At 62.8% G+C, this 23,937-nt stretch carries 23 protein-coding genes; 15 read left to right on the top strand and 8 right to left on the bottom strand.

Features of this window, described 5'->3' with window-relative positions:
• Positions 1-5: 5 nt before the first annotated feature.
• The gene (locus ACFPWW_RS22760) at positions 6-728 is read left to right on the top strand and encodes an HAD family hydrolase (protein ID WP_112571037.1); all 723 of its coding nucleotides are present in this window, start codon (positions 6-8) and stop codon (positions 726-728) included.
• A 107-nt stretch (positions 729-835) separates the two neighbouring features.
• The gene (lpxK, locus tag ACFPWW_RS22755) at positions 836-1,879 is read left to right on the top strand and encodes a tetraacyldisaccharide 4'-kinase (RefSeq protein ID WP_113413135.1); all 1,044 of its coding nucleotides are present in this window, start codon (positions 836-838) and stop codon (positions 1,877-1,879) included.
• A 54-nt stretch (positions 1,880-1,933) separates the two neighbouring features.
• Here the strand turns inward: lpxK and ACFPWW_RS22750 are convergent, their stop codons facing one another.
• Both ACFPWW_RS22750 and mutL read right to left on the bottom strand, forming a co-directional pair.
• Complete coding sequence (locus tag ACFPWW_RS22750) at positions 1,934-2,161, bottom strand: DUF2093 domain-containing protein (RefSeq protein WP_112704678.1); 228 nt, start codon at positions 2,159-2,161, stop codon at positions 1,934-1,936.
• Positions 2,162-2,228: 67 nt separating this feature from the next.
• Positions 2,229-4,046, bottom strand: a complete 1,818-nt coding sequence (gene mutL, locus ACFPWW_RS22745; protein WP_377313279.1) for a DNA mismatch repair endonuclease MutL — start codon at positions 4,044-4,046, stop codon at positions 2,229-2,231.
• Positions 4,047-4,219: 173 nt separating this feature from the next.
• Here mutL and ACFPWW_RS22740 point away from each other — a divergent pair, with 173 nt between their 5' ends.
• Both ACFPWW_RS22740 and ACFPWW_RS22735 read left to right on the top strand, forming a co-directional pair.
• Positions 4,220-5,935, top strand: coding sequence for a response regulator (locus tag ACFPWW_RS22740; RefSeq protein WP_377313278.1), 1,716 nt, complete (start codon positions 4,220-4,222; stop codon positions 5,933-5,935).
• Positions 5,936-6,063: 128 nt separating this feature from the next.
• Positions 6,064-7,431 carry a putative bifunctional diguanylate cyclase/phosphodiesterase gene (locus tag ACFPWW_RS22735; RefSeq protein ID WP_112704674.1) on the top strand — a complete coding sequence of 456 codons (1,368 nt, stop codon included), beginning with the start codon at positions 6,064-6,066 and terminating at the stop codon, positions 7,429-7,431.
• 68 nt (positions 7,432-7,499) lie between these two features.
• Here the strand turns inward: ACFPWW_RS22735 and ACFPWW_RS22730 are convergent, their stop codons facing one another.
• The 5 genes from ACFPWW_RS22730 to ACFPWW_RS22710 form a co-directional block, all read right to left on the bottom strand.
• Positions 7,500-8,129 carry a PRC-barrel domain-containing protein gene (locus ACFPWW_RS22730; protein ID WP_377313277.1) on the bottom strand — a complete coding sequence of 210 codons (630 nt, stop codon included), beginning with the start codon at positions 8,127-8,129 and terminating at the stop codon, positions 7,500-7,502.
• Positions 8,130-8,356: 227 nt separating this feature from the next.
• Entirely contained in the window at positions 8,357-9,244 is an 888-nt protein-coding gene (locus ACFPWW_RS22725; protein ID WP_377313276.1) for an SMP-30/gluconolactonase/LRE family protein, read from the bottom strand.
• Between the two features lie 4 nt (positions 9,245-9,248).
• Entirely contained in the window at positions 9,249-9,881 is a 633-nt protein-coding gene (locus ACFPWW_RS22720) for a 2-dehydro-3-deoxy-6-phosphogalactonate aldolase (protein WP_377313275.1), read from the bottom strand.
• A gap of 32 nt (positions 9,882-9,913) precedes the next feature.
• Positions 9,914-10,831, bottom strand: a complete 918-nt coding sequence (locus ACFPWW_RS22715; RefSeq protein ID WP_377313274.1) for a 2-dehydro-3-deoxygalactonokinase — start codon at positions 10,829-10,831, stop codon at positions 9,914-9,916.
• On the bottom strand, positions 10,831-11,601 hold the full coding sequence (locus ACFPWW_RS22710) for an SDR family NAD(P)-dependent oxidoreductase (RefSeq protein ID WP_377313273.1): 771 nt from the start codon (positions 11,599-11,601) through the stop codon (positions 10,831-10,833). Before ACFPWW_RS22710 ends, ACFPWW_RS22715 begins: the two co-directional genes overlap by 1 nt.
• Before the next feature lie 125 nt (positions 11,602-11,726).
• Here ACFPWW_RS22710 and ACFPWW_RS22705 point away from each other — a divergent pair, with 125 nt between their 5' ends.
• The 11 genes from ACFPWW_RS22705 to ACFPWW_RS22655 all read left to right on the top strand — a co-directional run bounded on the left by ACFPWW_RS22705 (position 11,727) and on the right by ACFPWW_RS22655 (position 22,952).
• The gene (locus tag ACFPWW_RS22705) at positions 11,727-12,539 is read left to right on the top strand and encodes an IclR family transcriptional regulator (RefSeq protein ID WP_377313831.1); all 813 of its coding nucleotides are present in this window, start codon (positions 11,727-11,729) and stop codon (positions 12,537-12,539) included.
• Between the two features lie 256 nt (positions 12,540-12,795).
• The gene (locus ACFPWW_RS22700; RefSeq protein WP_112572855.1) at positions 12,796-13,527 is read left to right on the top strand and encodes a helix-turn-helix transcriptional regulator; all 732 of its coding nucleotides are present in this window, start codon (positions 12,796-12,798) and stop codon (positions 13,525-13,527) included.
• A gap of 552 nt (positions 13,528-14,079) precedes the next feature.
• A complete protein-coding gene (locus ACFPWW_RS22695; RefSeq protein WP_377313272.1) occupies positions 14,080-15,228 on the top strand; it encodes an Mrp/NBP35 family ATP-binding protein in 1,149 nt (382 codons plus the stop codon).
• A 403-nt stretch (positions 15,229-15,631) separates the two neighbouring features.
• Entirely contained in the window at positions 15,632-16,609 is a 978-nt protein-coding gene (locus tag ACFPWW_RS22690; RefSeq protein ID WP_377313271.1) for a magnesium transporter CorA family protein, read from the top strand.
• 18 nt (positions 16,610-16,627) lie between these two features.
• The gene (locus tag ACFPWW_RS22685; protein WP_112757269.1) at positions 16,628-18,526 is read left to right on the top strand and encodes a potassium transporter Kup; all 1,899 of its coding nucleotides are present in this window, start codon (positions 16,628-16,630) and stop codon (positions 18,524-18,526) included.
• A 263-nt stretch (positions 18,527-18,789) separates the two neighbouring features.
• Positions 18,790-19,968: a cell wall hydrolase gene (locus tag ACFPWW_RS22680; RefSeq protein ID WP_377313270.1), complete on the top strand. Its 1,179-nt coding sequence runs from the start codon at positions 18,790-18,792 to the stop codon at positions 19,966-19,968.
• A gap of 342 nt (positions 19,969-20,310) precedes the next feature.
• Complete coding sequence (locus ACFPWW_RS22675; RefSeq protein ID WP_377313269.1) at positions 20,311-20,649, top strand: AtpZ/AtpI family protein; 339 nt, start codon at positions 20,311-20,313, stop codon at positions 20,647-20,649.
• A 61-nt stretch (positions 20,650-20,710) separates the two neighbouring features.
• The gene (locus ACFPWW_RS22670; protein ID WP_112572845.1) at positions 20,711-21,463 is read left to right on the top strand and encodes a F0F1 ATP synthase subunit A; all 753 of its coding nucleotides are present in this window, start codon (positions 20,711-20,713) and stop codon (positions 21,461-21,463) included.
• Between the two features lie 67 nt (positions 21,464-21,530).
• Positions 21,531-21,758 carry a F0F1 ATP synthase subunit C gene (locus ACFPWW_RS22665; protein WP_003588243.1) on the top strand — a complete coding sequence of 76 codons (228 nt, stop codon included), beginning with the start codon at positions 21,531-21,533 and terminating at the stop codon, positions 21,756-21,758.
• A gap of 78 nt (positions 21,759-21,836) precedes the next feature.
• Positions 21,837-22,457 carry a F0F1 ATP synthase subunit B gene (locus tag ACFPWW_RS22660; RefSeq protein ID WP_112572843.1) on the top strand — a complete coding sequence of 207 codons (621 nt, stop codon included), beginning with the start codon at positions 21,837-21,839 and terminating at the stop codon, positions 22,455-22,457.
• Positions 22,458-22,460: 3 nt separating this feature from the next.
• On the top strand, positions 22,461-22,952 hold the full coding sequence (locus ACFPWW_RS22655; RefSeq protein WP_112572842.1) for a F0F1 ATP synthase subunit B: 492 nt from the start codon (positions 22,461-22,463) through the stop codon (positions 22,950-22,952).
• A 213-nt stretch (positions 22,953-23,165) separates the two neighbouring features.
• Here ACFPWW_RS22655 and ACFPWW_RS22650 read toward each other — a convergent pair whose 3' ends face one another.
• Positions 23,166-23,858, bottom strand: a complete 693-nt coding sequence (locus ACFPWW_RS22650; RefSeq protein WP_377313268.1) for a ribonuclease HII — start codon at positions 23,856-23,858, stop codon at positions 23,166-23,168.
• Positions 23,859-23,937 lie beyond the last annotated feature (79 nt).

Below are 23,937 nucleotides of genomic sequence, written 5' to 3'. Positions count from 1 at the left end.
AGGGCATGTCGGCGGACGTGAAGATCAGGGGCATCCTCTTCGACAAGGACGGCACGCTGCTCGACTATGACGAAAGCTGGCTGCCGGTAAACCGTGAGCTTGCCCGTATCGCCGCCGAAGGCGATGCCGATCTCGCCGACCGCCTTCTTGCCGCCTGCGGCATGGACCCGGCAACCGGCCATATCGTTCCCGACAGCCTGCTTGCGGCCGGCAATACCCGCCAGATCGCCGAAGGCCTTGTTGCTGCAGGTTCCAGGGTCGATGTCGTCGAACTGACGATCAAGCTCGACACTCTCTTTTCCAATGCCTCCGAATTCTCCGTGCCGGTGACGGATCTCGCGGCCTTCTTCGGCCGCCTGCACCGGCGCGGCTTCAAGCTCGGCATCGCCTCCAGCGACAATGAGCGCTCGATCCGTCGGACGGCGGAACGTTTCGGCATTTCCGGCTATGTCGATTACATTGCCGGTTACGACAGCGGTTTCGGCAGCAAGCCCGAGCCCGGCATGGTGCTCGGCTTCTGTGCGGCAACGGGTCTGGCGCCGGAAGAGGTCGCCATGGTCGGCGACAACAACCACGATCTCCATATGGGCCGGAACGCCAGGACCGGCCTCACGATTGCGGTTCTGACCGGCACGGGCTCGCGTGAATCCCTGTCAGGCGCGGCCGATCACGTTTTCGACGACATCACCGAAATCGAGGCCCTGCTGCCGGATCTGCAGCCGGCCTGACGCGCAAAGACTTGCATTTTCACGCGTTTTGGCTTCTCAATCCGCCCGGTCGATTGGCAGGGCCTCGCCATGGGGGATGAGGGCAAGGGAAACGGGACGACGGCATCATGATATCCGAAGCGCCGCCTTTCTGGTGGAGGCGGGCAGGCTGGCAGGCCTGGATCCTCTCGCCCCTTGCTTTTCTCTATGGCCGCGTTGCCGGCTATCGCATGGTCCATGCGCGCCGCGCCTCGGTTCCGATCCCCGTCATTTGTGTCGGTAATTTCACGGTCGGCGGCGCCGGCAAGACGCCGACGGCAATCGCCATCGCCCGTGCCGCCAGGGCCAGGGGCCTCAAGCCCGGTTTCTTGAGCCGCGGCCACGGCGGTTCGCTCGATGTCACGACCGTCGTCGATCCCGCCCATCACCGTGCCGTTGCCGTGGGCGACGAGCCGCTGCTGCTTGCCCGGGAGGCGCTGACGGTCATCTCCCGCCGGCGCGTCGAAGGGGCGGCGAAGCTCGTCGAAGAGGGGGCGGATTTCATCATCATGGATGACGGCTTCCAGAGCGCGCGCCTCGCCATCGACTACGCGCTTCTGGTGATCGATGCCACGCGCGGCCTCGGCAACGGCCATATCGTGCCGAGCGGGCCGGTGCGCGCGCCGATCCGTCTGCAGCTGCGCCAGGCAACCGCGCTCCTGAAGGTCGGCGACGGCAGCGCCGCTGACCGCATCGTCCGCATCGCGGCCCGTGCGGCCAAGCCCTATTTCACGGCCGCGCTGAAAGTGTCGGGCGAGAACGATCTCGAAGGCCGCAAGGTGCTTGCCTTTGCCGGCATTGCCGACCCCGAAAAGTTCTTCCGCACCGTCCGTTCGCTTGGAGCGTCCATCGAGGTTGCGACCGCCTTCGGCGATCATGAGCACCTGAGCGAGGAAGAGATTGACGGGCTGCTGCTGACCGCGGACCGGCAGGACCTGACGATCGTCACCACCTCGAAGGATTTCGTGCGGCTGGCCGGCCACCACGGCAAGGCCGAACAGCTTGCGGCCCGCTGCCGCGTCGTGGAGGTGGAAATGGCCTTTACCGATCCGCTTGCGCCCGGCCTCATCATCGACCGGGCTTTCCAGGCTTGCCGCGAGCGACGGCTGAAGGAAACAAAGAAGAAAGCCTAGAACAGTTCCAGCAGACGTGTTCCGCGGTTCTGCCTTTGCAAGCGGATGAAAACTCTAGCGCTGGTTCGGCAGAACGCCGGCGCGACGGTCGGCTTCCAGCGCGGCGGCGACATCGGCATAGGGCTCCTGCCGCGCCACGCTCCAGTAGCGAAGTTCGTCGAGCGGGACCTGCTTGCCTGTCAGCGCGCAGACGACATAGGAGCCGGGCGACAGAATCTGGAAATCGCCGTCGAGATAACGGATCTTCGCCTCGCGGTTTCCGTGCCCTTCGAACAAGTTCATGCGCTCCATTCCCTGCAGTCTGTCATGTGTTTGCAATACTCTCCGGGAGGCCGCTTTGCCAGCTTTTTCAGCTGCGCCCGAACAGACGCTCGATATCGGCGAGCTTGAGTTCGATATAGGTCGGGCGCCCGTGATTGCACTGGCCCGAACCCGGCGTCACTTCCATCTGCCGCAAAAGCGCGTTCATTTCCTCCGGACGCAGCCGCCGGCCCGATCGCACCGAGCCGTGACAGGCCATGGTCGCCGCCACATATTCGAGCTTGGCGGAGAGGCCGGAGGCCGTATCCCATTCGGCGATCTCGTCGGCAAGCTGGCGGATCAGCCCATGCGCATCGACCTCGCCGAGCATCGCCGGTGTTTCCCGCACGGCGATGGCGCCCGGCCCGAAACGTTCGATGGCGAGACCAAGCTCGGCAAATTCGCCCGCATGCACCATCAGCCGGTCGCAATCCTCCTCGGGAATATCGACGATTTCGGGGATCAGCAGCACCTGCGAGGCGAGCCGTTTCGAATGCAGCGCCTTGCGCATGGCCTCGAAGACGAGCCGCTCGTGCGCGGCGTGCTGATCGACGATGACGATGCCGTCATCGGTCTGCGCGACGATATAGTTCTCGTGGATCTGCGCCCGCGCCGCGCCGAGCGGATAACGCGCCGGGGGTTCCGCGGCGGCCGCGGCCTGAGCCTGCGGCGCCGGCTGAAAAACCGGCTCCGACCGTGCCGTCGGATGCGTCAGCCCGTCGAAGGAGGCTTGCGGCTTTTCGTCAAACCCGGCGCCCGGCTGGAAGGGCCGGAAAGGCGAGGTCGCGGCCGACCACGGTGCCTGCGGCCGCTGCGGCGCCGGCTGGAAGCCGGGGCGGAAGGCGCGCAGCATGTCGCTTGCGCCTGTCGTCGCCGCGCGGCTGCCGTCGCGCGCCAGCGCCTCGCGGATCGCGCCGACGATCAGCCCGCGCACCAGTCCCGGATCGCGGAAGCGCACGTCGGATTTCGCCGGATGCACGTTGACGTCGACAAGCGCCGGATCGAGCGTGATCGACAGCACCGCGACGGGATAACGCCCGGCCGGGATCGTTTCGGCATAGGCGCCGCGGATCGCCGAGAGGATGAGCTTGTCCTGCACGGGACGGCCGTTGACGAAGGCATATTGATGGGCCGAGTTGCCTCGGTTGAAGGTCGGCACGCCGGCAAAGCCGGTCAGTTGCACGTCTTCGCGTTCGGCATCGAGCGCGATGGCATTGTCGCGGAATTCCTTGCCGAGCACCTGCGCCATGCGCGCAAGGTGATCCTCGCCGGTGGCCGGAAATTCCAGTGTCGAGCGATCGGAGCCCGACAGAACGAAACGCACGCCCGGAAAGGCGATCGCCATGCGCTTGACGATTTCGGTGATCGCCGCCGCTTCCGCCTTTTCCGTTTTCAGGAATTTCAGCCGCGCCGGTGTCGCGAAGAACAGGTCGCGCACCTCGACGATCGTGCCCGGATTGGCCGCCGCCGGGCGCAGATGCACGATCTTGCCGCCGGCAACCGAAATCTCGCTGCCGGCCGCGCTGTCTCGTCTGCGGCTTGCGATGCTGAGCCGCGCCACCGAACCGATGGACGGCAACGCTTCGCCGCGGAAACCGAGCGTGCGGATGTCGTCGAGCGTTTCCGATATTTTCGAGGTGCAGTGCCGCTTGACCGCCAGTTCAAGGTCGGCGGCATCCATGCCCGAGCCGTTGTCGGTCACGCGCAGCAGCGCCTTGCCGCCGCCGGCGGTGGCGATCTCGATGCGGGTCGCGCCCGCGTCGAGCGCGTTTTCGATCAGCTCCTTTGCCGCGCTCGCCGGCCGTTCGATGACCTCGCCGGCGGCGATCTGGTTGATGAGCGTTTCGGAGAGCTGTCTGATGGCCATATCCTATTTTCGGGGATTCGCGGCCGGGAGGAAAGGGGGCCGGGCAACAAATGCCGGGGCTTCTCCCCCAGATTTGGGGGTGCTTAACGTTAAGCGGCCTTTAAGACAAAAACGGCATTTTATTCATATACCTCCGAAACTGCGAAAATCGGACAGATGTGGGATGTGAAGGAATGAGTGCCGGCTTCGAAAAGGCGGACACATCATCTGCGGGTGACGCACTGCCGCCAGAGGCCGACCTCCAGACGGTGCTTTTCGATGCGGTCTGCGATAGTCTTTCGGCTGCCTTCGTCATCTATGACCGCAACGACCTGCTGATTTTTGCCAGCCGCCAGATCCTGGATTTTTTCCCGATGCCCGAACACGCGCTGCGGCCGGGCACGCGCCTTCGCGATTTCCTGGGCGCGGTCTATGATATCGCTATCCGCGAGCACACGCTCGTGCGCCAGGCCGGCACGTTGAGCCGCGAGGACTGGCTTTCCCAGCGCATCGCCTCGCATTGGCGCGAACGTTTCGAATCCGTCGAGCGCCACGGCGCCGACCGCTGGGTGCGCTTCCTGAAACGCCGCCTGCCGAGCGGCTACGGCGTCACGGTCATTTCCGACATTTCCGAAGCGCGCAAGCGCGAGGAGCAATGGCGCTACGACCTGGAGCGCGTGCAGCTGACCGAGGATATTCTCGACCATCTCCCGTTCCCGCTCTTCGTCAAGGATCGCAACCTCACCTACGTCGCCGTCAACCAGGCTTTCTGCGAGAAATACCAGACGACGGCGGACGAGGTTCTGGGCCGCAAGAGCGGCGATCTCTTCTCGCCCGATATCGCCAAGCGGTTTGAAGAAAGCGACCGCCATGTGCTGGAAACCGGCGAAATGTCGGTCTCCCGCCAGCGCCAGATCGCCCGTGACGGCACCGAGCGCGATATCGTCAGCCGCAAGCACAGGATCGGCAAGCCGGGGCGCTATTTCCTCGTCTCGACCATGCAGGACCTGCCGCGCGACGGCGACGATCTCGACGAATTCAATCGGGCCTCCGAGATCACCACCTCCAGCAACCAGACCTACCGCCGCGCCTATGTGCCTATGCCGAACGCATCGCAGCGCCGCGAGCCGGCGGCGATGGAGGCGATCGTTCCGGAAAATTTCTCCGGCCGGAAGATCCTCGTCGTCACCGCCGATCTCGCCGCCGAGACCGCCGCGTTGCGCACGCTCGCCAAATACGGCTTCGAATCCTGTTCGGTCCGCGGCGAGGACGAGGAGGAACGTTTCCTCGAGATTGCCAGCTCTTCCGGCATCTCGCTCGATCTACTGATCATCGACAACCAGATGGGCATGCGCTGCCTGGAACTCGCCGAGCAATACGGCATTCCCGCCCTTGTCATGGATGGTTTCCAGATCGCCAACGAGTTGACTTTCCAGATCGCCCGTCACTTCAACCGCAGCGGGCGCGGCGGCGGCGCGGAAGGCGATTGGGAAATCACCACGACCGACGAAACCGCGGGGCTTCAGGTTCTCGTCGCCGAGGATAATGACATCAACCAGATCGTCTTCACGCAGATCCTCGAAGGCCTCGGTTATCGCCACCGTATCGCGGCGACCGGCGAGGAGGCCGTTCGCCTGTGGGCCGAACACCGCCCGCAGATCGTGCTGATGGATATTTCCCTTCCGGTCTTCAACGGCTTCGAAGCCTCGCGCCTCATCCGCCAGATGGAAGAGGGGCAGGGCACGCGCACCCCGATCATCGGCGTCTTGACGCAGGCCTTCGAACGCGATCGCGCCGAATGCGCCAAGGCCGGCATGGACGATGTCGTCATGAAGCCGGTCAGCCCGGATATACTGGAAACTGTATTTCAGAAATATCTAATTAATGAACCCGCAAAGGCGAGCAATTAAAGAAAATCGGGGTCAACTCCCCAGATTTTGGGAATGCCGTGGGTTGTAACCCCGCCGATTTACTATCGAATTGTTAAGATTTGGCCGTCATTCTTTGCCCGGGTGTGGAGGAAAATCTTGGGTTTGGAGTGATGGTGTCGGCGGAAATACCATTCATGACTGCGAGTCAGAACGAACTCCAGGCGATGGCCTATACCGATCCGCTGACCGGATTGGGAAACCGCAATCGCATGCGGGACAAGGTGACGCAGATTTCCGCCGAGCGGGCCAGCGATCCGGCGCCTTTTACCATCGGCATCGCCAATCTCGACAGTTTCAAGCCGATCAACGATCTCTTCGGTTCCGCCGCCGGCGACGAGATCCTGTGCCAGGTCGCCCATCGCCTGAAGGCCTGCATTCCGGACGGCGCCCTGGTGACGCGTCACGACGGCGACGAATTCGCCTTCGTCCTGCCGCTGATCTTCGAGCGCGCCAGCGCCGAGAAATTCGGCCAGATGATCCGGGAGGTCCTGTCGGCGCCCTACGATCTCGGCGATCGCAACGTGCGCCTTTCCGCCTCCTTCGGCTTTGCCATCTATCCATTCGCCGGAGAGGATTGCGAAGAGCTTTTGAAGAGCGCCGAAACGGCGCTCTATCGCTCCAAACGCCGCGGCCGCGGTCAGATCACCGTCTATTCGCGCGAAATCGCCCAGGAAATGAAGCGCGCGACCCAGCTCGAACAGGCGCTCCGAAACGCCATCATATCCGATGCGATCGACGTGCATTTCCAGCCGATCGTCTCGCTCGCCAACAATCAGGTCGTGGGTTTCGAGGCGCTTGCCCGCTGGAACGATCCCGATCTCGGCTTCGTCTCGCCGGGCGTCTTCGTGCCGCTGGCCGAAGAGCGCGGCTTCATCGACGCGCTCTCGGAAGCGCTGCTGCGCAAGGCGGCGGAAGCTGCCCTGTCCTGGCCGCGCGAACTCTTCCTGTCCTTCAATCTCTCGTCGGCCCAGCTCATGGATCCGGGCACCAGCAGCTCCATCCTGTCGATCCTCGGCCGCGTCGGCTTCGACCCGCATCGCCTGGAACTGGAGATCACCGAGACGGCCGTGATGAGCTCCGCCGATACGGCGCACCGCATCCTTGCCGATCTGCGGGCAGCCGGCGTGCGCATCTCGCTCGACGATTTCGGCACCGGCCAGTCGAGCCTCGGGCGCCTGCGCGATTTCATCTTCGACAAGATCAAGATCGACCGCGCCTTCGTCTCGCGCATCAATTCCGACCGCGCCTCCGAACATATCATCAAGGCGATCCTTGCCATGTGCGAGGGTCTCGAGCTGGAAGTCGTGGCCGAAGGCATTGAGGATTATTCGGAAGCCGTCAAGCTGCGCATGCTCGGCTGCGGCATGGGGCAGGGCTATCATTTCGGCCGGCCCGCCGACGGCATCGCCACGCTGCGCTTCCTGCACGAGAACTACTATTACGACACGAGCGCAACGGAACGCGCCAGCGCATAGCGGACAACCACATGAAAACGATGGCGCCCCATGGGACGCCATCGCCTGCGCTTCACACACCGTACGGATTACTTGCTGGTGGTCGAGCCCGTTGCCGTGCTGTCCGTCGGCATGGCTGTGCCGGTTGCTGCCGGAGCCCTTTCGGCCGACTGCATCTGCAGGGTCTTGAATTCCGGAGCCGCCTTCAGCGATTCGGCGGTTTCCGTGGTCGTCAGCTTGACGGAGCCGTCCTGCGTGTTCTGGGCGACGGTGATTTTCTCCATCGGCACGGCAACGTTCTTTTCGCCGATGCCGAGGAAGCCGCCGACACCGACGACAGCCGCAACGATACCGCCGTCCTTCTTGAGGATCAGGTCGTTGACATCACCGATGCTCTCGTTGTTGCCGTTATAGACCGACTGGCCGATATAGGTGTTGGCGCTGATCTGATCGGCAGCCTGCTCGGTCAGGTAGCTTGCGCCACCGGCCTGAGCCGTATCGGTGGTCGCGGCCGGGGCAGGGGCCTGTGCGGCGTCGCCGGCCGGCGCCATCGGCTTGGCCGGCTCTGCCGGTGCCGGGGCTGCCGGATCGGCGGGGGCAGACTGCGTCGGGGCGGCGGGGCTCGCCGGCTGCGGAGCGGTCTGCGAAAATGCCGCCGGTGCGAAGGCCGTGGCAAACAGGGCGCCAGCGGCAACGGTCGTCAGAAGTTTGCGTGTCATTTCGAACCTACCTTTGTTCCTTGAGTGATCCCTGGCCCGGCAGTGCCTGTTTTTCAGGCGTTCCTGCCGCGCCGGTTCAAGAGTGAAATGACCGGTAGGCCTATTGGTTCCGGACGAAGATACGGAAAATTTTGCGATTTTCGGGGGACTTCAGCCGCAATATTGCGCCGGAAACGCAAAAAGCGCCCCCGGCCGGGGGCGCTTTGGCGAAAGGCGGTGTTTTTGCGTCAAATCACGAAGGCAGGGTCGAAAACGCCCTTCACGCTGATGCCGAGTTCCAGGAGGGCGCCGGCGCTCGGTTGGGTCGAGCGGGCATCCTCGTCCAGTCCCTCCCAGGCGGTCGTGACCGCCAGCCGGTCGGCATTGGCACCGATGAAGGCGGGGCAGGAAGGCTGTGCGGCCGGCACCCTGTAGCGGGCGATGCGCAAACCGTCGGGGCTGTAGCGGTCGACGACACCGGCACCCCAGCGGGCGTTCCAGATATAGCCGTCTGCGTCGCAGACCGAACCGTCCAGTCCGCCGGGTTCGTCCATGCTGTCGACCATCACGATCGGTTCGCCGGCCGGCAGGCCCGTCTGCGGATCGACCATGACCCGCATCAGGCGGCTGATCCGGGTATCCGTGAAATAGCCGATCGTCCCGTCGGGCGAGAAGCAGATGGAGTTTGGAATGCTGACGCCGCTGAAGAGCTTCGTCACCTTGCCGGCGGCCACATGGTAGATGGCGCCTGCCTGCTGTTCGGCCCGCTTGCTCATCGTGCCGATCCAGAGCGCGCCCGAAGGATGCGTGCGCCCGTCGTTGGAACGGTTCTCCGGCTTGTCGTTTTCGAGCGCGGCATAGAAGGTCAGGCTGCCGCTGGCGATGTCGCGCACGAACAGCCCTTCCTCGGTCGCCAGCAGCTGGCGGCCGCTGTCGATGCGCGCCAGCACGCTTGCCATCATGGGCAGCGGATGCACCTTCTTTTCGCCGCTCGAAAGATTGAGCTCGTGGAGCTCCTTGCCGAGAATATTGAACCACCAGACGGTGTCGGTATCGGGATCGTAGGTCGGGCCTTCACCGAGAACCGAATTGGTGTTGCAAAGTGTTTTGCCCTCGAATTCATAAATATCAGTCATATGCCTATGCTCCTATGGCTGCGTCATAGGCTAAGATGGTCGCCTTGGCGCGCTCGGCAACCTCCGCGGCGGTCATTCCCGGCTTGTAGATGCTGGTGCCGAGGCCGAAGGCGAAAATGCCGGCCTTGGTATAGTCGGAGAAGTTCTTGTCCGATACGCCGCCGACCGCCGCAATCACCAGTTCCGGCGGCAGGATGGCGCGGATCGCGGTGATGCCGGATGGTCCAAGAACGCTCGCCGGGAAGAACTTGAGGCCGGTCGCGCCTGCGCGGGCCGCCTGCAGCGCTTCGGTCGGCGTGAAGACGCCGGGCATCGTCACCATGCCGTAGTTACGTGCGCGGATGATGACGTCGGGTTCCACGTTCGGCGTCACCAGCAGCTTGCCGCCGGCCGCGTCGAGACTGTCGACCGCTTCGGTCCTCAGCACGGTGCCGGCGCCGATCAGCACGTTGCCGGGCGCCATCTTCGCCGCGATCTCGATGGATTTGAACGGTTCCGGCGAGTTGAGCGGGATTTCGATCGCCGTCAGGCCGTTTTCGATCAGCGCGCCGACCACGGCTTCGGTTTCGGCGGGCTTGATGCCGCGCAGAATGGAAATCAGCGGACGCTTCATGTCGGGGAAGGGGATACGGTTCATGGAAAATATCTTTCTCGGTTCGGCCGGATGGTTCAGTTCGGCCAGATGGCTCGTGCGGCGGCCGAAAGCCCGCCGCGAACGGCGACATCGGCGTCGATGGCGGTGAAGGAGAGGGAGAGCGTGCGGAACGCCTGCTCGTAAAGCGCCTGCAGCCGCCCGGAAGCCACCAGCGTAACGGCCGTATCCTTACCGGCATCCTGCAACGCGCCGGCGATTTCGAGGCCGATCAGCGTGCCGGAGAGCTTGGCTTGCGCCGCCGCAGCCGAAATACCGTGCAGGAGCTGGCCGGAACGGGCAGTGAAAAGCAGGTTTGACGCGAGCGCCGGCCGCCTGAAGGCGGCGGCGACAGCAGCCTCGAAGGCGGCTGCGTCTGCCGGCTGGTCCTCGGCGCCGGCAACCGCATGCGTGAGGATCGTGTGTTTGCTGATGGCGTCGAACAATTCGCCGGTCATGAAGGTGGAAAAGCCGGTGACCCTGCCGTCGCTGACATGCACCCATTTGGAATGCGTGCCGGGCATGCAGACGGCTTGCGTACCCTTGCTCTCAGGCCCGAGCGCGCCGAGAAGCTGCGTTTCCTCCCCGCGTATGACATCGGGAGTGGCCGCATCGCGCTGGGCGAGGCCCGGCAGGATGCGCACGTCGCGGCTTTCGCCGGGCACCGAAACGGCCCCGGTCAGGATCGAGGACAGAGACGCCGGCACGTCGACATAGCCGGCTTCCACCCAGCCCTGCCTCGCTCCGGCCATGCCGCAGACGATAACCGGCAGGTTATCAGGCGCTTCGACGGCTGCGAGATGTGCTGAAAGTACCTCGGAAAATCCGGTCTTGGCGGCCGTCGTCATGCCTTCGCCGCTGCGCCGCTCGGCAAGAACATTGCCGTCGGCACCGACAAGCCAGAGACGGAAGCTGCTGGTGCCCCAGTCCACCGCGACATAAGCGGGATTTGCCATCAGAGAACGCCTCCATCGACGATTAGGGACTGCGCGGTCATGCCGGCGGCGCAGTCGGATGCAAGAAAAAGGGCCGGGCCGACGATCGCGTCCGCCTTCAGGACGATCTTCAGGCACTGCCGTTGCAGGGAGCGGGCAATGCTTTCCTCCGTCAGCCACAGCTTCATCTGCCGCTCGGTCACAACCATGCCCGGCAGGATGCAGTTGACGCGGATATTCTCGGGCCCAAGCCGTCCGGCCATGCTCTTCGTCAGGCCGATGACGGCCGCCTTGGCGGCAGCATAGGCGGGAAAGACGCCCATGTTCAGCTTGAAGGCGATCGACGACATGTTGATGATCGCCCCGCCGCCGGCCGCCCGCATCGAAGGCGCAGCAGCCTGTGAAGTGAAGAAGACGTGGCGCAGGTTGACCGCCTGGTTGTTGTCCCAATAGTCCTCGGTCACATCGTCGAATTCGTGCCGGTCGTCCCAGGCGGCATTGTTGACGAGCACCCGGATCGGCCCGGACTTTTCGACAACCGCGTTCACCGTTCGCCTGAGGGCGTCGATATCGCGCAGATCGGTATGATGGAAGCTGACCGGATGCGCCGTCTCTCCGGCCAGCCGTTGCACCAGGTCAAGGCTCTCGGCCTCGGCAACGTCGAGAAAGGAGACCTTTGCACCCTGCCTTGCGAAACCTTCGACGAGGGCAGCGCCGATGCCCGAACCGCCGCCGCTCACCAGCACCGTCTGGTCCCTGAACTCGGGAAATTGTGCAGACATGACGCTCATAGTCTCTCCTCCCGGTGGACTGTCTGTTCCATTATGTGGAACTTAATTTGACTATATGGAATTATCGGATTAGGCTGCCTTCCCTGTCAAGGGTATGAAAGGCAATGGGCTCCATCGGCGACAGCATGGCACAGGCAGATGACGAGGGCGTGCTGCGCGACGCGGGCAGACTGCGTGACACCGGCACGCTCGGCAAGCTCATGGTGCTGCTCGATCTCGTCACCCATGCCGAAATACCCCTGCGTTTCACCGATATCCTCGCGCTTGCCAATCAGCCGCGCGGCACGCTGCACCGGCAGCTCGGCCATCTCGTGGAGGAAGGGCTGCTCGAGCTTGACGCCGAGGGCCGTTATGCGCCGGGTCTTCGGCTGCTGGATTTCGCCTCGCGAAGCTGGGCGCGCAACGAATTCCGCCTGATTGCGGCCCCGCATCTCGCAGCCCTGCATCGGGAGACGGGAGAGACCGTCCATCTCGGCGTGCTGCGCGGCGCCTCGATCATCTATCTCGACAAGGTCGAGGGGCACCAGCCGGTGCGCATGTATTCACAGATCGGCAATGCCTCGCCCTGTTATTGCACGGGTGTCGGCAAGGCCGCTCTTTCCGTGCTGCCGCCGGACAGGCTCGAAGAACTGCTGCCCGGCCTGCATTTCAACCGCTTTACCGCCGCCACCCATGCCGACGTCGAAAGCCTGCTGGCGGAGATCGGCGAGATCGCGGCCGCCGGTCACGCCTTCGATCGCGAAGAGCACGAGGCGGGCATCCGCTGTGTCGCCGCCCCCATCTGGTCGGACGACCGCTCCTTCATCGGCGGCGTTTCCGTCACCGGCCCGGCGTACCGGCTGTCGATGGAGCTTCTCCAGCAATGGGCCGTTCCGGTTCAGGTGACGGCGCGGAAAATCATGGACGAGATGCGCATCCGCCTCGGACCGCGGCGTTGAAATCGATTTGACCGCGCTCGTTGCTGGACGTCGTATACATAGCATGCTTATGATGAGTGCGTTATTGAGATTTGACGGCGAATCACGCCTACTAGTGTCGTCCGCGAAATCATCAACTATCCACCGGCTGTACGCTACACGCGAAAGCTGAATCCTATTGATTTGACGAGCGTTGTGTAACCCGCCCCGTATCTGAGCCGTTTTGGACAGACCGCAAGCGGTTTACCCAAAGCCCGTTTTGAAGGCGAAGAATGTGATGGCAAGCTTACCGCAAACGTCAGTGGAAGACGCCTATGTCCAGGAGGTCGCCAGCCTAAAGACGCAGTTCGACATTTTCCGCTTCATGAAGCGGGTGACGGAGGCCTATCGCAGCCGGGCCTTCATGGTCTTGAACCTGCCGCCGATCACGTCCTTCGACCTTCAGGGCAATACGATCATCACCAGCTGGCCCGCCGAGCTGCTGTCCATCTACGATCAGGAGGGATTGATGGTGAACAGCCCGGTCTTGCGGCGGCTGCGCACCTCCACCCTGCCGTTCTTCCACGATACGTCGCGGGCCAACTGGCCGCGCGACGACGGGAGGACCGGTGTCGTCGCAGCCCTTTTCGAACGCTTCAAGATGATGCGCTGCGCCTATTTTCCGACGCACGAACCGTCGGGGGCGCGGGGGGCGGTCTCCTTTGCCGGCGATCGCGAGCCTTTTAGCCCGACCGAGATGCGTGAACTCAGCTACATCTCCATCCATGTGTTCGACCGTCTGGCCGAGATCCGCAATCTCGACACGCGCATGACCGATACGCTGACCGACCGCGAGATCGATTGCCTGAACTGGACGGCCGCCGGCAAGACCAGCGCCGAGATCGCCGAAATCCTCGATCTCTCCGAACACACGGTCAACCACTACCTGAACCGCGCCACCAAGAAGCTGGATACGGTCAACCGCACGCAGGCGGTTGCCAAGGCGCTGCGCATCGGCCTCATCAAATAGGGCGCGGATCCGGCAGAACGTGCAGCCTAAAATAGCGCCAGACGCTTCCAGGTTGCTTATTCTCTGAGCGCCGGTTCGTTCAGAGCTTGGCGGAATTGGCAATTGTCATCCTTTTTCGGCAAATTTGTGAGTTGGCACGCTTCCTGCATTGTAATCGGCAGAGGTCCAGAGGGGACTTTGAAAACAGCGCCAGCCAATGGCGCGACCGACACGCCGCCGCCTGATATCGCGCCGCTTTTCTCCCGGCGTTCCGATATCGGCGGCGGTTGTTGCGTTTCGGCAACCGCCTTCTGCCCTGTTCCGAAACGGGACGGTTTCTTTCCATTTTTTTCTGGCCTTTTTCGCCGCTTGCTCTACTTCGCCCCGAATTGCGCCGGTTCTCGGGGAGTCCGTTGCGGCCATCAGGGCGAAAGCCCGGCGGACTTGATGGCTGCAACGGAGTGAGAACGCGCCGCCTTTCCCTTGACGTGAGATGCGCCTGCCGCCCGATTTTGTTTGGCGAAGCTGCCGGCCTCCACTATCTACTGGAGACGAAAAAGCAGTGAGGGCGGAATGACCGAAGTCACCAAGGAACAGGTTCTGGAAACGCTGAAGACCGTGCGCGGGCCGGATCTGGAGCACAATATCGTCGAACTCGGCATGGTCTCCGACGTCTTCATCTCCGATGGCAAAGTCTATTTCTCCATCACCGTGCCGGCCGAGCGCGCCAAGGAGCTGGAGCCGATGCGGCTCGCTGCCGAGCGCGTGATCAAGGAAATGCCGGGCGTGAAAGGCGCGCTCGTGGCCCTGACGGCAGACAAGAAGGCTGCCGCCAACGCACCTGCCGCACGTCCTGCGCCACAGCACGACCACGGTCATCACGGCCATTCCCATGCGCCGCAGCAGCCGCGCGCCGGCAAGATCGGCGTCCCCGGCATCGGCGCCATCATCGCCGTCGCTTCGGGCAAGGGCGGCGTCGGCAAGTCGACCACGGCCGTCAACCTGGCGCTCGGCCTGCAGGCCAACGGCCTGCGCGTCGGCATTCTCGATGCTGACATCTATGGCCCCTCCATGCCGCGTCTCCTGAAGATTTCCGGACGCCCGACCCAGATCGACGGGCGCATCATCAACCCCATGGAGAATTACGGCCTCAAAGTCATGTCCATGGGCTTCCTCGTCGATGAGGAGACGGCGATGATCTGGCGCGGACCGATGGTTCAGTCCGCCCTCCTGCAGATGCTGCGCGAAGTCGCCTGGGGCGAGCTTGACGTTCTCGTCGTCGACATGCCGCCCGGCACGGGCGACGCCCAGCTGACCATGGCCCAGCAGGTGCCGCTTGCCGGCGCCGTCATCGTCTCCACGCCGCAGGACCTGGCGCTGATCGACGCCCGCAAGGGTCTCAACATGTTCCGCAAGGTCGAGGTGCCGGTTCTCGGCATCGTCGAGAACATGAGCTATTTCGTCGCGCCCGATACCGGCACGCGCTACGACATCTTCGGCCATGGCGGCGCCCGCAGGGAGGCCGAGCGCATCGGCGTGCCCTTCCTCGGCGAAGTGCCGCTGACCATGAACATTCGCGAAACCTCGGACGCCGGAACGCCGCTGGTCGCTTCCGATCCGAACGGCATCGTGGCCGGCATCTACCGCGCCATTGCCGCAAAGGTGTGGGAGCAGGTGGGCGAGACGCCGCAACGCGAAGCGCCCGCGATCGTCTTCGAATGACGAATCGCTTGGCCCATTGCTCCGAATTGTGGGCGAAATGGGATGAAAGGGCGCAGTTCACGTAAGATGTCTTGATTATTTTCCGGCTTTGCTTCATATGCGCGCCGGCGTCATGACGGCGCGTCTGCGAATGCTCTATGATGGCCGCCTGTGACTGAAAGGTTCCGGCCTCTCTGCATGTTCGGAGTTGACTTGTCGATCGAAGGATTGGTGACTGCGATGCGGTGGAGCAGCCTGGCCGGGAAGGCCGGATATGGCCGGAGTTGTATGAACTTTCTTTATCCGCTTCCGTTACGCTCGATGACGAGCGCCTCTGGCGTCGCCGCGCTCGCGACCGCATGGAAAGGCTTTCGATGAAAAGCGCGAGAACGGCTGGGCGCGCGCCGCGCCGGAGATGCGGGCAGTGATTACCGCATATTGTTCCAACTGCAAGTCGGTCGAGATCCGTGACCTTGCAAACCCTCCGGAGTTTCCTGCGGATGTGGTATGGATCGACATGGTCGAGCCGACTCGCGAGGAGGAACTCCATGTCGAAAAGATCCTTGGCATCGAAGTGCCGACCCGGGACGATCTGCGCGCCATCGAGCCCTCCGCCCGCCTCTATGTCGAAAACGACGCTGTATACATGACCGCATCGCTGATCTGGAAAGCGGAAACGGAAGCGCCGACGCTGACGGATGTGGCCTTCATCCTTGCCGGCAACAGGCTGGTGACGATCCGCTACGCCCATCCGAAGTCCTTCGCGCTCTTCATCGCCGCCCTGCACCGCGTGCCGGAACAGTGGCGCAGCGGTGCCGCCCTCCTGACCAAGCTCCTGGAAACGATCGTCGACCGCACGGCCGAAGTTCTGGAAATGTCGGTGTCCCGCCTGGATATCCTGTCGGTCCACGTCTTCGGCGACCGCGCCAGGAAGGTGCGCAAGCCGTCGAACTATCTGGAAGAGAAACTGAAGGACATTGCCGGCCATCACCGCATGATCAGCAAGCTGCGCGACAGCCTCGGCTCGCTCTCTCGCCTTCTCACCTTCTTCTATACGATCCCTGTCGTGCAGAACGATCAGGAGACCAAGGAACTCTGCCGGACGATCTCGCGCGATATCCAGTCCCTTTCGGAACACGCCTCCTTCGTCGCCGGCAACATCACCTTCCTGCTCGACGCCTCGCTCGGCCTCATCAACATCGAGCAGAACGCCATCATCAAGATTTTTTCGATCGCTTCGGTCGTCTTCTTGCCGCCGACACTGGTCGCCTCCATCTATGGCATGAATTTCGAATTCATGCCGGAGCTTCACTGGATCGGGGGCTACCCGTCCTCGATCGCCCTGATGGTCGTCTCCGCCGTTATTCCCTTCTTCTTTTTCCGCTGGAAAGGCTGGCTCTGAGGAGCCTGTAATTGCTTCATGTCTGAAGAAAGCCATTCTCAAGAACGCAACCTCACGCCGCGCAAGCTCTTTTATCTTGCGCTAGGCTCCGTGGGTGTCGTTTACGGGGATATCGGCACGAGCCCGCTTTACGCCTTTCGCGAAGCGCTGAAGCCCGTCGCCCATGACGGTCTTACCCGTTTCGAGGTCATCAGCCTCATTTCCCTGATGATCTGGGCGCTGACCATCATCGTCACCATCAAATACGTGCTCTTCCTGCTGCGCGCCGACAACGACGGCGAAGGCGGCACGCTGTCGCTGCTGGCACTCCTGATGAAGACCGCCAACGGCCACACCGCGCTGCTCATGCTGCTTGGCCTGATGGGGGCCGCGCTCTTTCTCGGCGATGCGATGATCACCCCGGCGCTGTCAGTGCTTTCGGCCGTCGAGGGCCTCAAGCTCGTGACCCCGAGCCTGTCCGATTATATCGTGCCCATATCCGTGGCGATCCTGGCGCTGCTCTTTGTCGTGCAGTCGCATGGCACGGGCGCGGTCGCCCGCTTCTTCGGCCCGATCACGGCCCTCTGGTTCCTGGTCATGGCCGCCGCCGGTATCGCCCATATTTCGGATGACTTCGGCATCCTGGCCGCCTTCAATCCCTATTATGCCGTCAGCTTCCTGCTGCATGAGGGTTTTTACGGCATCGTCGTCCTCGGCGCCGTCTTCCTGACGGTAACGGGCGCGGAAGCGCTTTATGCCGATCTCGGGCATTTCGGCCGCCGCCCGATCCAGTGGGCCTGGTTCCTGCTGGTCTTCCCGTCGCTGACGCTGAACTATCTCGGGCAGGGCGCGCTGGTTCTCGGCAATCCGCTGACCATGTCCGATCCCTTCTATCTCATGTATCCGAAATGGGCGCTGCTGCCGGTCGTCATTCTCGCGACCGCCGCCACCATCATCGCCAGCCAGGCCGTGATAACGGGCGCTTTCTCGCTCGTGCGCCAGGGGATCAACCTCGGCTTCCTGCCGCGCATGGAAATTCTCTTCACGTCCGAGACCAATACCGGGCAGATTTTCGTGCCTTCGGTCAATGCGGTGCTGTTCTTCGGCGTCATCTTCCTCGTGCTCGGCTTCAAGACCTCGGATGCGCTGGCCACCGCCTATGGCATCTCGGTCACGGGCGCCATGGTCGTCACCTCGATCATGGCCTTCGAATTCGTCCGCGCCCGCTGGAACTGGTCGCTTCCGGTTGCCGTCATCGCCCTGCTGCCGCTGGTCATCCTCGAACTGATCTTCTTCGGCGCCAACCTGCTGAAGATCCATGACGGCGGCTATATCCCGATCCTGATCGCCACCGCCTTCACGGTGATCATGTGGACCTGGCGCCGCGGCACGGCGATCCTGACGGAAAAGACCCGCCATACCGATATTCCGCTCGCCTCTTTCGTCAGCTCCATCGAGCGCAAGAGCGAGCATTCGCCGGCCCATGTTCCCGGCACCGCGATCTTCCTGACCAGCGATCCGGATTCCGCACCCGCCGCCCTGCTGCACAATCTCAAGCACAATCATGTGCTCCATGACCGCAACGTCATCCTGACGATCCGCACCGTCAACAAGCCGCGCGTCTCGCCGCAGGAGCGCTACAAGGTCGAGCAGATCTCCGAGCGCTTCTCCCGCGTGGAACTGCTCTTCGGCTTCATGGAATCGCAGAACGTCTCGCAGGCGCTGGCGACCTTGCGCAAGACCGGCCTGAAGTTCGATATCATGACGACCTCCTTCTACCTCGGCCGCCGCAAGCTGGTGCCCGATGCCAAATCGGGCATGCCCTATTGGCAGGACCGTCTCTACATCGCGCTCGCCAACGCCGCAGCCAACCCGTCCGATTACTTCCGCCTGCCGGCCAACCGCGTGGTGGAACTGGGCTCGCATGTGATTATTTGATGGATGGGGCGCGCGCTTGCGTCGCTCTCTTCATCCAGCGCCTGCGCTCCCTCGCTCCCTTGCAAAGACCCCGCCCCAAACCCCTCCCACCTGTGGGGAGGGGTCTTTTCGTCGAGTGAACCCGCATCCCCCGAAAATCCCGGCAGCATTAGAACATGCAAAAATCCTCATGGGCATATTCCGGCACAGCGCGTTAACCAGCTATCAAGGTTAATGCGGGATTTTCTTGGGACTGTTCCTGCGTCCCATGCCCGGAGTCCGCGTTGCGTCGAAATGGCCGTTCCCGCAGCAAGCTGCGTCTCTTGCCCCAGAACTGGGTCTCTCCCGCGATCTTCGGCGTGGCCGGATGGCTGATCTTCCCGAGCGTCGCTTCCCATGCCGATCTTGCCACCATGCTGGCCGGCCTCGACCGCGAGGGGGAAAGCTGGCGCATGGTTCTGACCAATTCTCCCGCAGGCTCCGTCCATCAGGCCGAACTTGCCTTTGCCGACCCGACCGTTACCGGCTCGATCGCCTCAGGTGCCGGCATGGTGCTGCGCGACGGTCGCAAGGTTGCTTTCGTCGCCGGCGAGAAGGGGCATGAGGCGACACCCGACGAGGACCGCGTCAATCGCGATGCCAAGAAAGGCCGCGTCGTCGCCGTCGAAAGGGTGCAGCCGCCGAAGGATTTCTCGGCCGGTTCCATTCTCGAGCGCACCAGGCTCCTCTTCCGCCCGGTCTTCGACCTCAAGGACAAGTCCGCCTTCGTGAAGCCGACGATCAAGGGCAAGGAAATCGAGATCGCCACCGCCTTCTACAAGACGCAGCCGGCCCCGCAGAGGGACAATGCCATGCCGGCAATGCTGGCAAGCCTCGTGACCAACAGCAAGGCGGATGTGCTGGCAACGGCCTATGCGCCCGCCGTGCCCGACTATTCCCGCCAGTCACCCTTCGATTCGATCCTGACCGACAAGGATGAGGGCCGTTTCGTGCCGCAGATCGGCCCGAAGGACCATGCCTGGGCCGCCAGCATTCTGCCGGCCAGCGTCTTTTCCGCCCGCGAGCAGCAGTGCCTGGCCTCAGGCATCTATTTCGAGGCGCGCGGCGAATCCGTCAAAGGGCAGGCGGCCGTTGCACAGGTCATCCTCAACCGCGTCCGCAACCCGGCCTATCCCAAGACCATTTGCGGCGTCGTCTACCAGAACGAGGACTGGCGCAACCGCTGCCAGTTTTCCTTCGCCTGCGACAACATCAAGGACCGTGTGAATTCGCAATATCACTGGCGCGTGGCCCGCGATGTGGCGATGGCCGTCACCGCCGGCAAGATCTGGCTGCCGCAGGTCGGCTCGGCCACGCATTACCACGCCGTCTATGTCCGTCCGAACTGGGCCAGGACCATGGAAAAGGTCGGCCGCATCGGCATGCACGTCTTCTACCGTACCTATGGCGGCGGCTGGAGCTGAGGCATAGGGCGAGAGCCTGAAGCGTGGCACGCGGATCGGAAGGATCGCGACAGGCTTTGGACGAAAAGGCCGCAGATTGCGGATTTTTCGCCGCCTGGCCCCGTTCGAAAGCGGATTCTTTCGGCGAAATCGGGTCCGAGTGGCCAAACTTCGCTTAAATATTTGATTTTTTGCGGTTATTTTATGGCTGGACACAAGCTGTCTACGCCTTGACTATGCTAATCCCTAAAACTATGTTGCGCGCGACTTCAGAACGGGCCGGAAGGTTCTTTAACCTTTGCGTCCGTGGTCCGGAAAACCGGGGTAGCGGGATTGCGGGCGACGGAAGCGGAGGAGAGCACGATGGCGGATGACCGCGAAGAAAGTCTTGAGCAGCGCCGTCGGCAGCTGGAAGCGGAACTCGCCTCCAAGCGCGCCGATGACAGGAAGGAAGAGGCGCGGGAGGCCAGTGCCGAGCAGAGCTGTAAAGGCTATGCCCAGGCGATGAAGCTCTCGAGCGAATTCATTTCCGCCATCGTTGTCGGTGCTGTGCTCGGCTATCTCTTCGACCGTTTTGTCGGCACGGCGCCTTGGGGTTTGATTGTTCTTCTGCTTCTTGGATTCTGTGCCGGCGTTCTGAATGTTCTGCGCGCCGCGGGCAAGGTCGCCCAACCGCTGGACCGCAGGACGCCCGAGAAATAGGGACCGTTCCGGTCCAGTGCAATTTCCGTCCCTTGGACGGGCCAAAGAGAGAGAGCAACCGGTGTCAAACGATCCGACTCATCAGTTCCAGATCTTCAAGATTGTGCCGATCGAGATCGGCGGGATTGATTTCTCGTTCACCAATGCATCGCTCTTCATGGTCGCTTCGGCCGCCGTCGCCGCCGGTTTCCTGTATTTCGCGACTTCGGCCCGCGCCGTCGTTCCCGGCCGCTCGCAGTCGCTCGCCGAAATGTCCTACGAGTTCATTGCCGGCATGCTGAAGGAAGGCGCGGGAACCAAGGGGATGAAGTTCTTCCCGCTGGTCTTCTCGCTTTTCATGTTCGTGCTGACGGCAAACCTGCTCGGCATGTTCCCTTATTTCTTCACGATTACCAGCCAGATCATCGTTACCTTCGCGCTGGCGATCCTCGTCATCGGCACGGTTCTCGTCTACGGCTTCTACAAGCACGGCTTCCACTTCCTGAATGTCTTCGTGCCCTCGGGCGTGCCGGGCATCCTGCTGCCGCTGGTCGTGGCGATCGAGATCATTTCCTTCCTGTCCCGCCCGATTTCGCTCTCTGTTCGACTTTTCGCAAACATGCTCGCCGGTCACATCACGCTGAAGGTGTTCGCAGGCTTCGTCGCCTCGCTTGGAGCCCTCGGTGCAGTCGGTGTCGGCGGAGCCGTTCTTCCTCTCATCATGACCGTCGCCCTGACCGGTCTCGAGTTCCTCGTCGCCTTCCTCCAGGCTTACGTCTTTGCGGTGCTGACTTGCATGTACCTCAATGACGCGATCCATCCGGGCGGGCACTAAGGATAACGACATCGACGTCAAAGGGCGTCAGTCATTCGCCGCAACAACCATTTCAAAGGAGTTCAACATGGAAGCGGAAGCAGCAAAGTTCATCGGTGCAGGTCTGGCTTGCTTTGGTATGGCCGGTACGGCTCTCGGCCTCGGCAACATCTTCGGCAGCTACCTCTCCGGCGCTCTGCGCAATCCGTCTGCTGCTGACAGCCAGTTCGGCCGTCTGGTATTCGGCTTCGCCGTTACGGAAGCTCTGGGCATCTTCTCGCTGCTCGTTGCTCTCCTCCTGCTCTTCGCCGTCTGATATCGGTGGATTTATGGATCACGGCCTGCGAACAGCGAGCCGTGATCCTTTGCATTTGCAGTACACCTGGAGGTGAGCATGTACTTTGTGACCCCGGCCTACGCTGAAGAGGTCCCGGCGGGAACCGCGACGGATGCGCATGCCGCTCCGGCTGCCGGCGAGGTCCATACCGAGACCGGCGTCGCCGAAGGCGAGCACGCGCGCGGACCTTTCCCGCCTTTCGATTCGTCGACCTACGCATCCCAGCTTCTCTGGCTGGCGATCACGTTCGTCATCTTCTACCTGCTCATGCAAAAGGTCATCGCCCCGCGTATCGGCACCATCCTCGAGCAGCGCCACAACCGCATTTCGCAGGACGTCGAAGAAGCCGGCCGTCTGAAGTCCGAGGCTGACGCCGCCGTCGCGACCTATGAAGCCGAACTCGCCGCCGCCCGCGCCAAGGCAAATTCGATCGGCACTGCCGCTCGCGATGCCGCAAAGGTGAAGGCAGAGGCCGACCGCCGCACGATCGAGGCAAGCCTGGCTGAAAAGCTGAAGGCTGCCGAAAGCCGCATCGCCGATGTCAAGGCCAAGGCGTTCGCCGATGTCGGCGCCATTGCCGAGGAAACCGCGGCTGCCGTCGTCGAACAGCTCATCGGCGGTTCCGCCGCCCAGGCTGACGTCGCCGCTGCCGTTGCTGCAGCCAAGAAGGAGGCTTGATCGATGGAATTTGCATTTGACGCAACTTTCTTCGCCTTCGTCGGCCTCGTTATCTTCCTGGCCCTGATGGTCTACCTGAAGGTTCCGGGCATGATGGCGAAGTCGCTCGACGACCGCGCCGATCAGATCCGCAACGAGCTGGCGGAAGCCAAGCGTCTGCGCGAGGAAGCCCAGCACCTGCTCGCTGAATACCAGCGCAAGCGCAAGGAAGCCGAAGCCGAAGCCGCGCATATCGTTGCCGCTGCCGAACGTGAAGCCGAAATGCTGACCGCCGAAGCGAAGAAGAAGACGGAAGAATTCGTCGCCAACCGCACGGCCCTGTCGGAACAGAAGATCAAGCAGGCCGAAGCCGACGCAATGAAGGCCGTTCGCTCCGCTGCCGTCGATCTTGCCATCGCCGCCGCCGAATCAGTCATCGGCAAGCAGGCCGATGCCAAGATCCAGTCCGAACTTTTCGGCAAGGCTGTCGGCGAAGTAAAGACCCGCCTGAACTGAGCTTCAGCCCGATGGAATTGAAAAGCCCCGCTCCGTCGGGGCTTTTTGCTTTTGATGTATCGGTGGATCAGAACGCAGCGCATTGCGGCCGGCTTCGCGCGACGGAGCCACGCCGTGAAAGTCGCCGCCAAAACGCCCGCTGCCAGAAAGCGCAGCTGTGAGGTTCTCTTCCTGCTCCGGCAAGAAGGAAACGATGAGAAGGCTGCGGCTTAACTATTCGCCGAGCATCTCCTCGTTCGCCCCGAGCTCGACGCCATCCTTCCGCAGCGGCCGGAAGCTCATGCGGTGCAGCGAGCACGGTCCGTGCCGCTCGATGCCGGAACGATGCTGCGCCGTGCCATAGCCGGCATGGGCGGCAAAACCGTATTGCGGGAACACGAGATGTGCCCGCGCCATCATCCGGTCGCGCGTCACCTTCGCCACGATGGAAGCGGCGGCGATCGACACCGAGCGCGCGTCGCCCTTGACCACGGCCTGACCCGGACATGCAAGCCCGGTGGGCACGTCCAGCCCGTCCGTCAGCACATATTGCGCCGACACGGAGAGGCCGCAGATCGCGCGGCGCATGGCGTCGAGGCTCGCCTTGCGGATATCGGTCTCGTCGATGCGTGTGGAGCTGGAGGAGGCGATGGAAACCGTGGCCGTCGCAAGAATCTGCACGAACAGCTCTTCGCGCTTCTGCGCCGAAAGCTGCTTGGAATCGTTCAGGCCCTCGGGAATGCGTTTGGGATCAAGGATCACCGCGGCGGCAACGACAGGGCCGGCAAGCGGCCCGCGCCCGGCCTCATCGGCGCCGGCGACAGGCCAGTGGCCGGCTTTGCGGGCCTTCAGCTCCAGCCGGAAATCCGGCACGAGCGGAACCTCTTCGAAAAGCAGAGGAGAATCGGGTGACGTGCGACGTTTCATGCGGTTGAACCTCGCACGCCAACCCGATTTCCTGCAAGCCCCCGGATCAGGGCGGCGACGGCCGGGGGCGGTCCGGCGG

The sequence above is a fragment of the Rhizobium sp. GCM10022189 genome (assembly GCF_042656325.1).
Lineage (GTDB): Bacteria > Pseudomonadota > Alphaproteobacteria > Rhizobiales > Rhizobiaceae > Rhizobium.
Note: the sequence above shows the minus strand (reverse complement) of the source record. Positions and strands in the feature narration are given on the sequence as shown.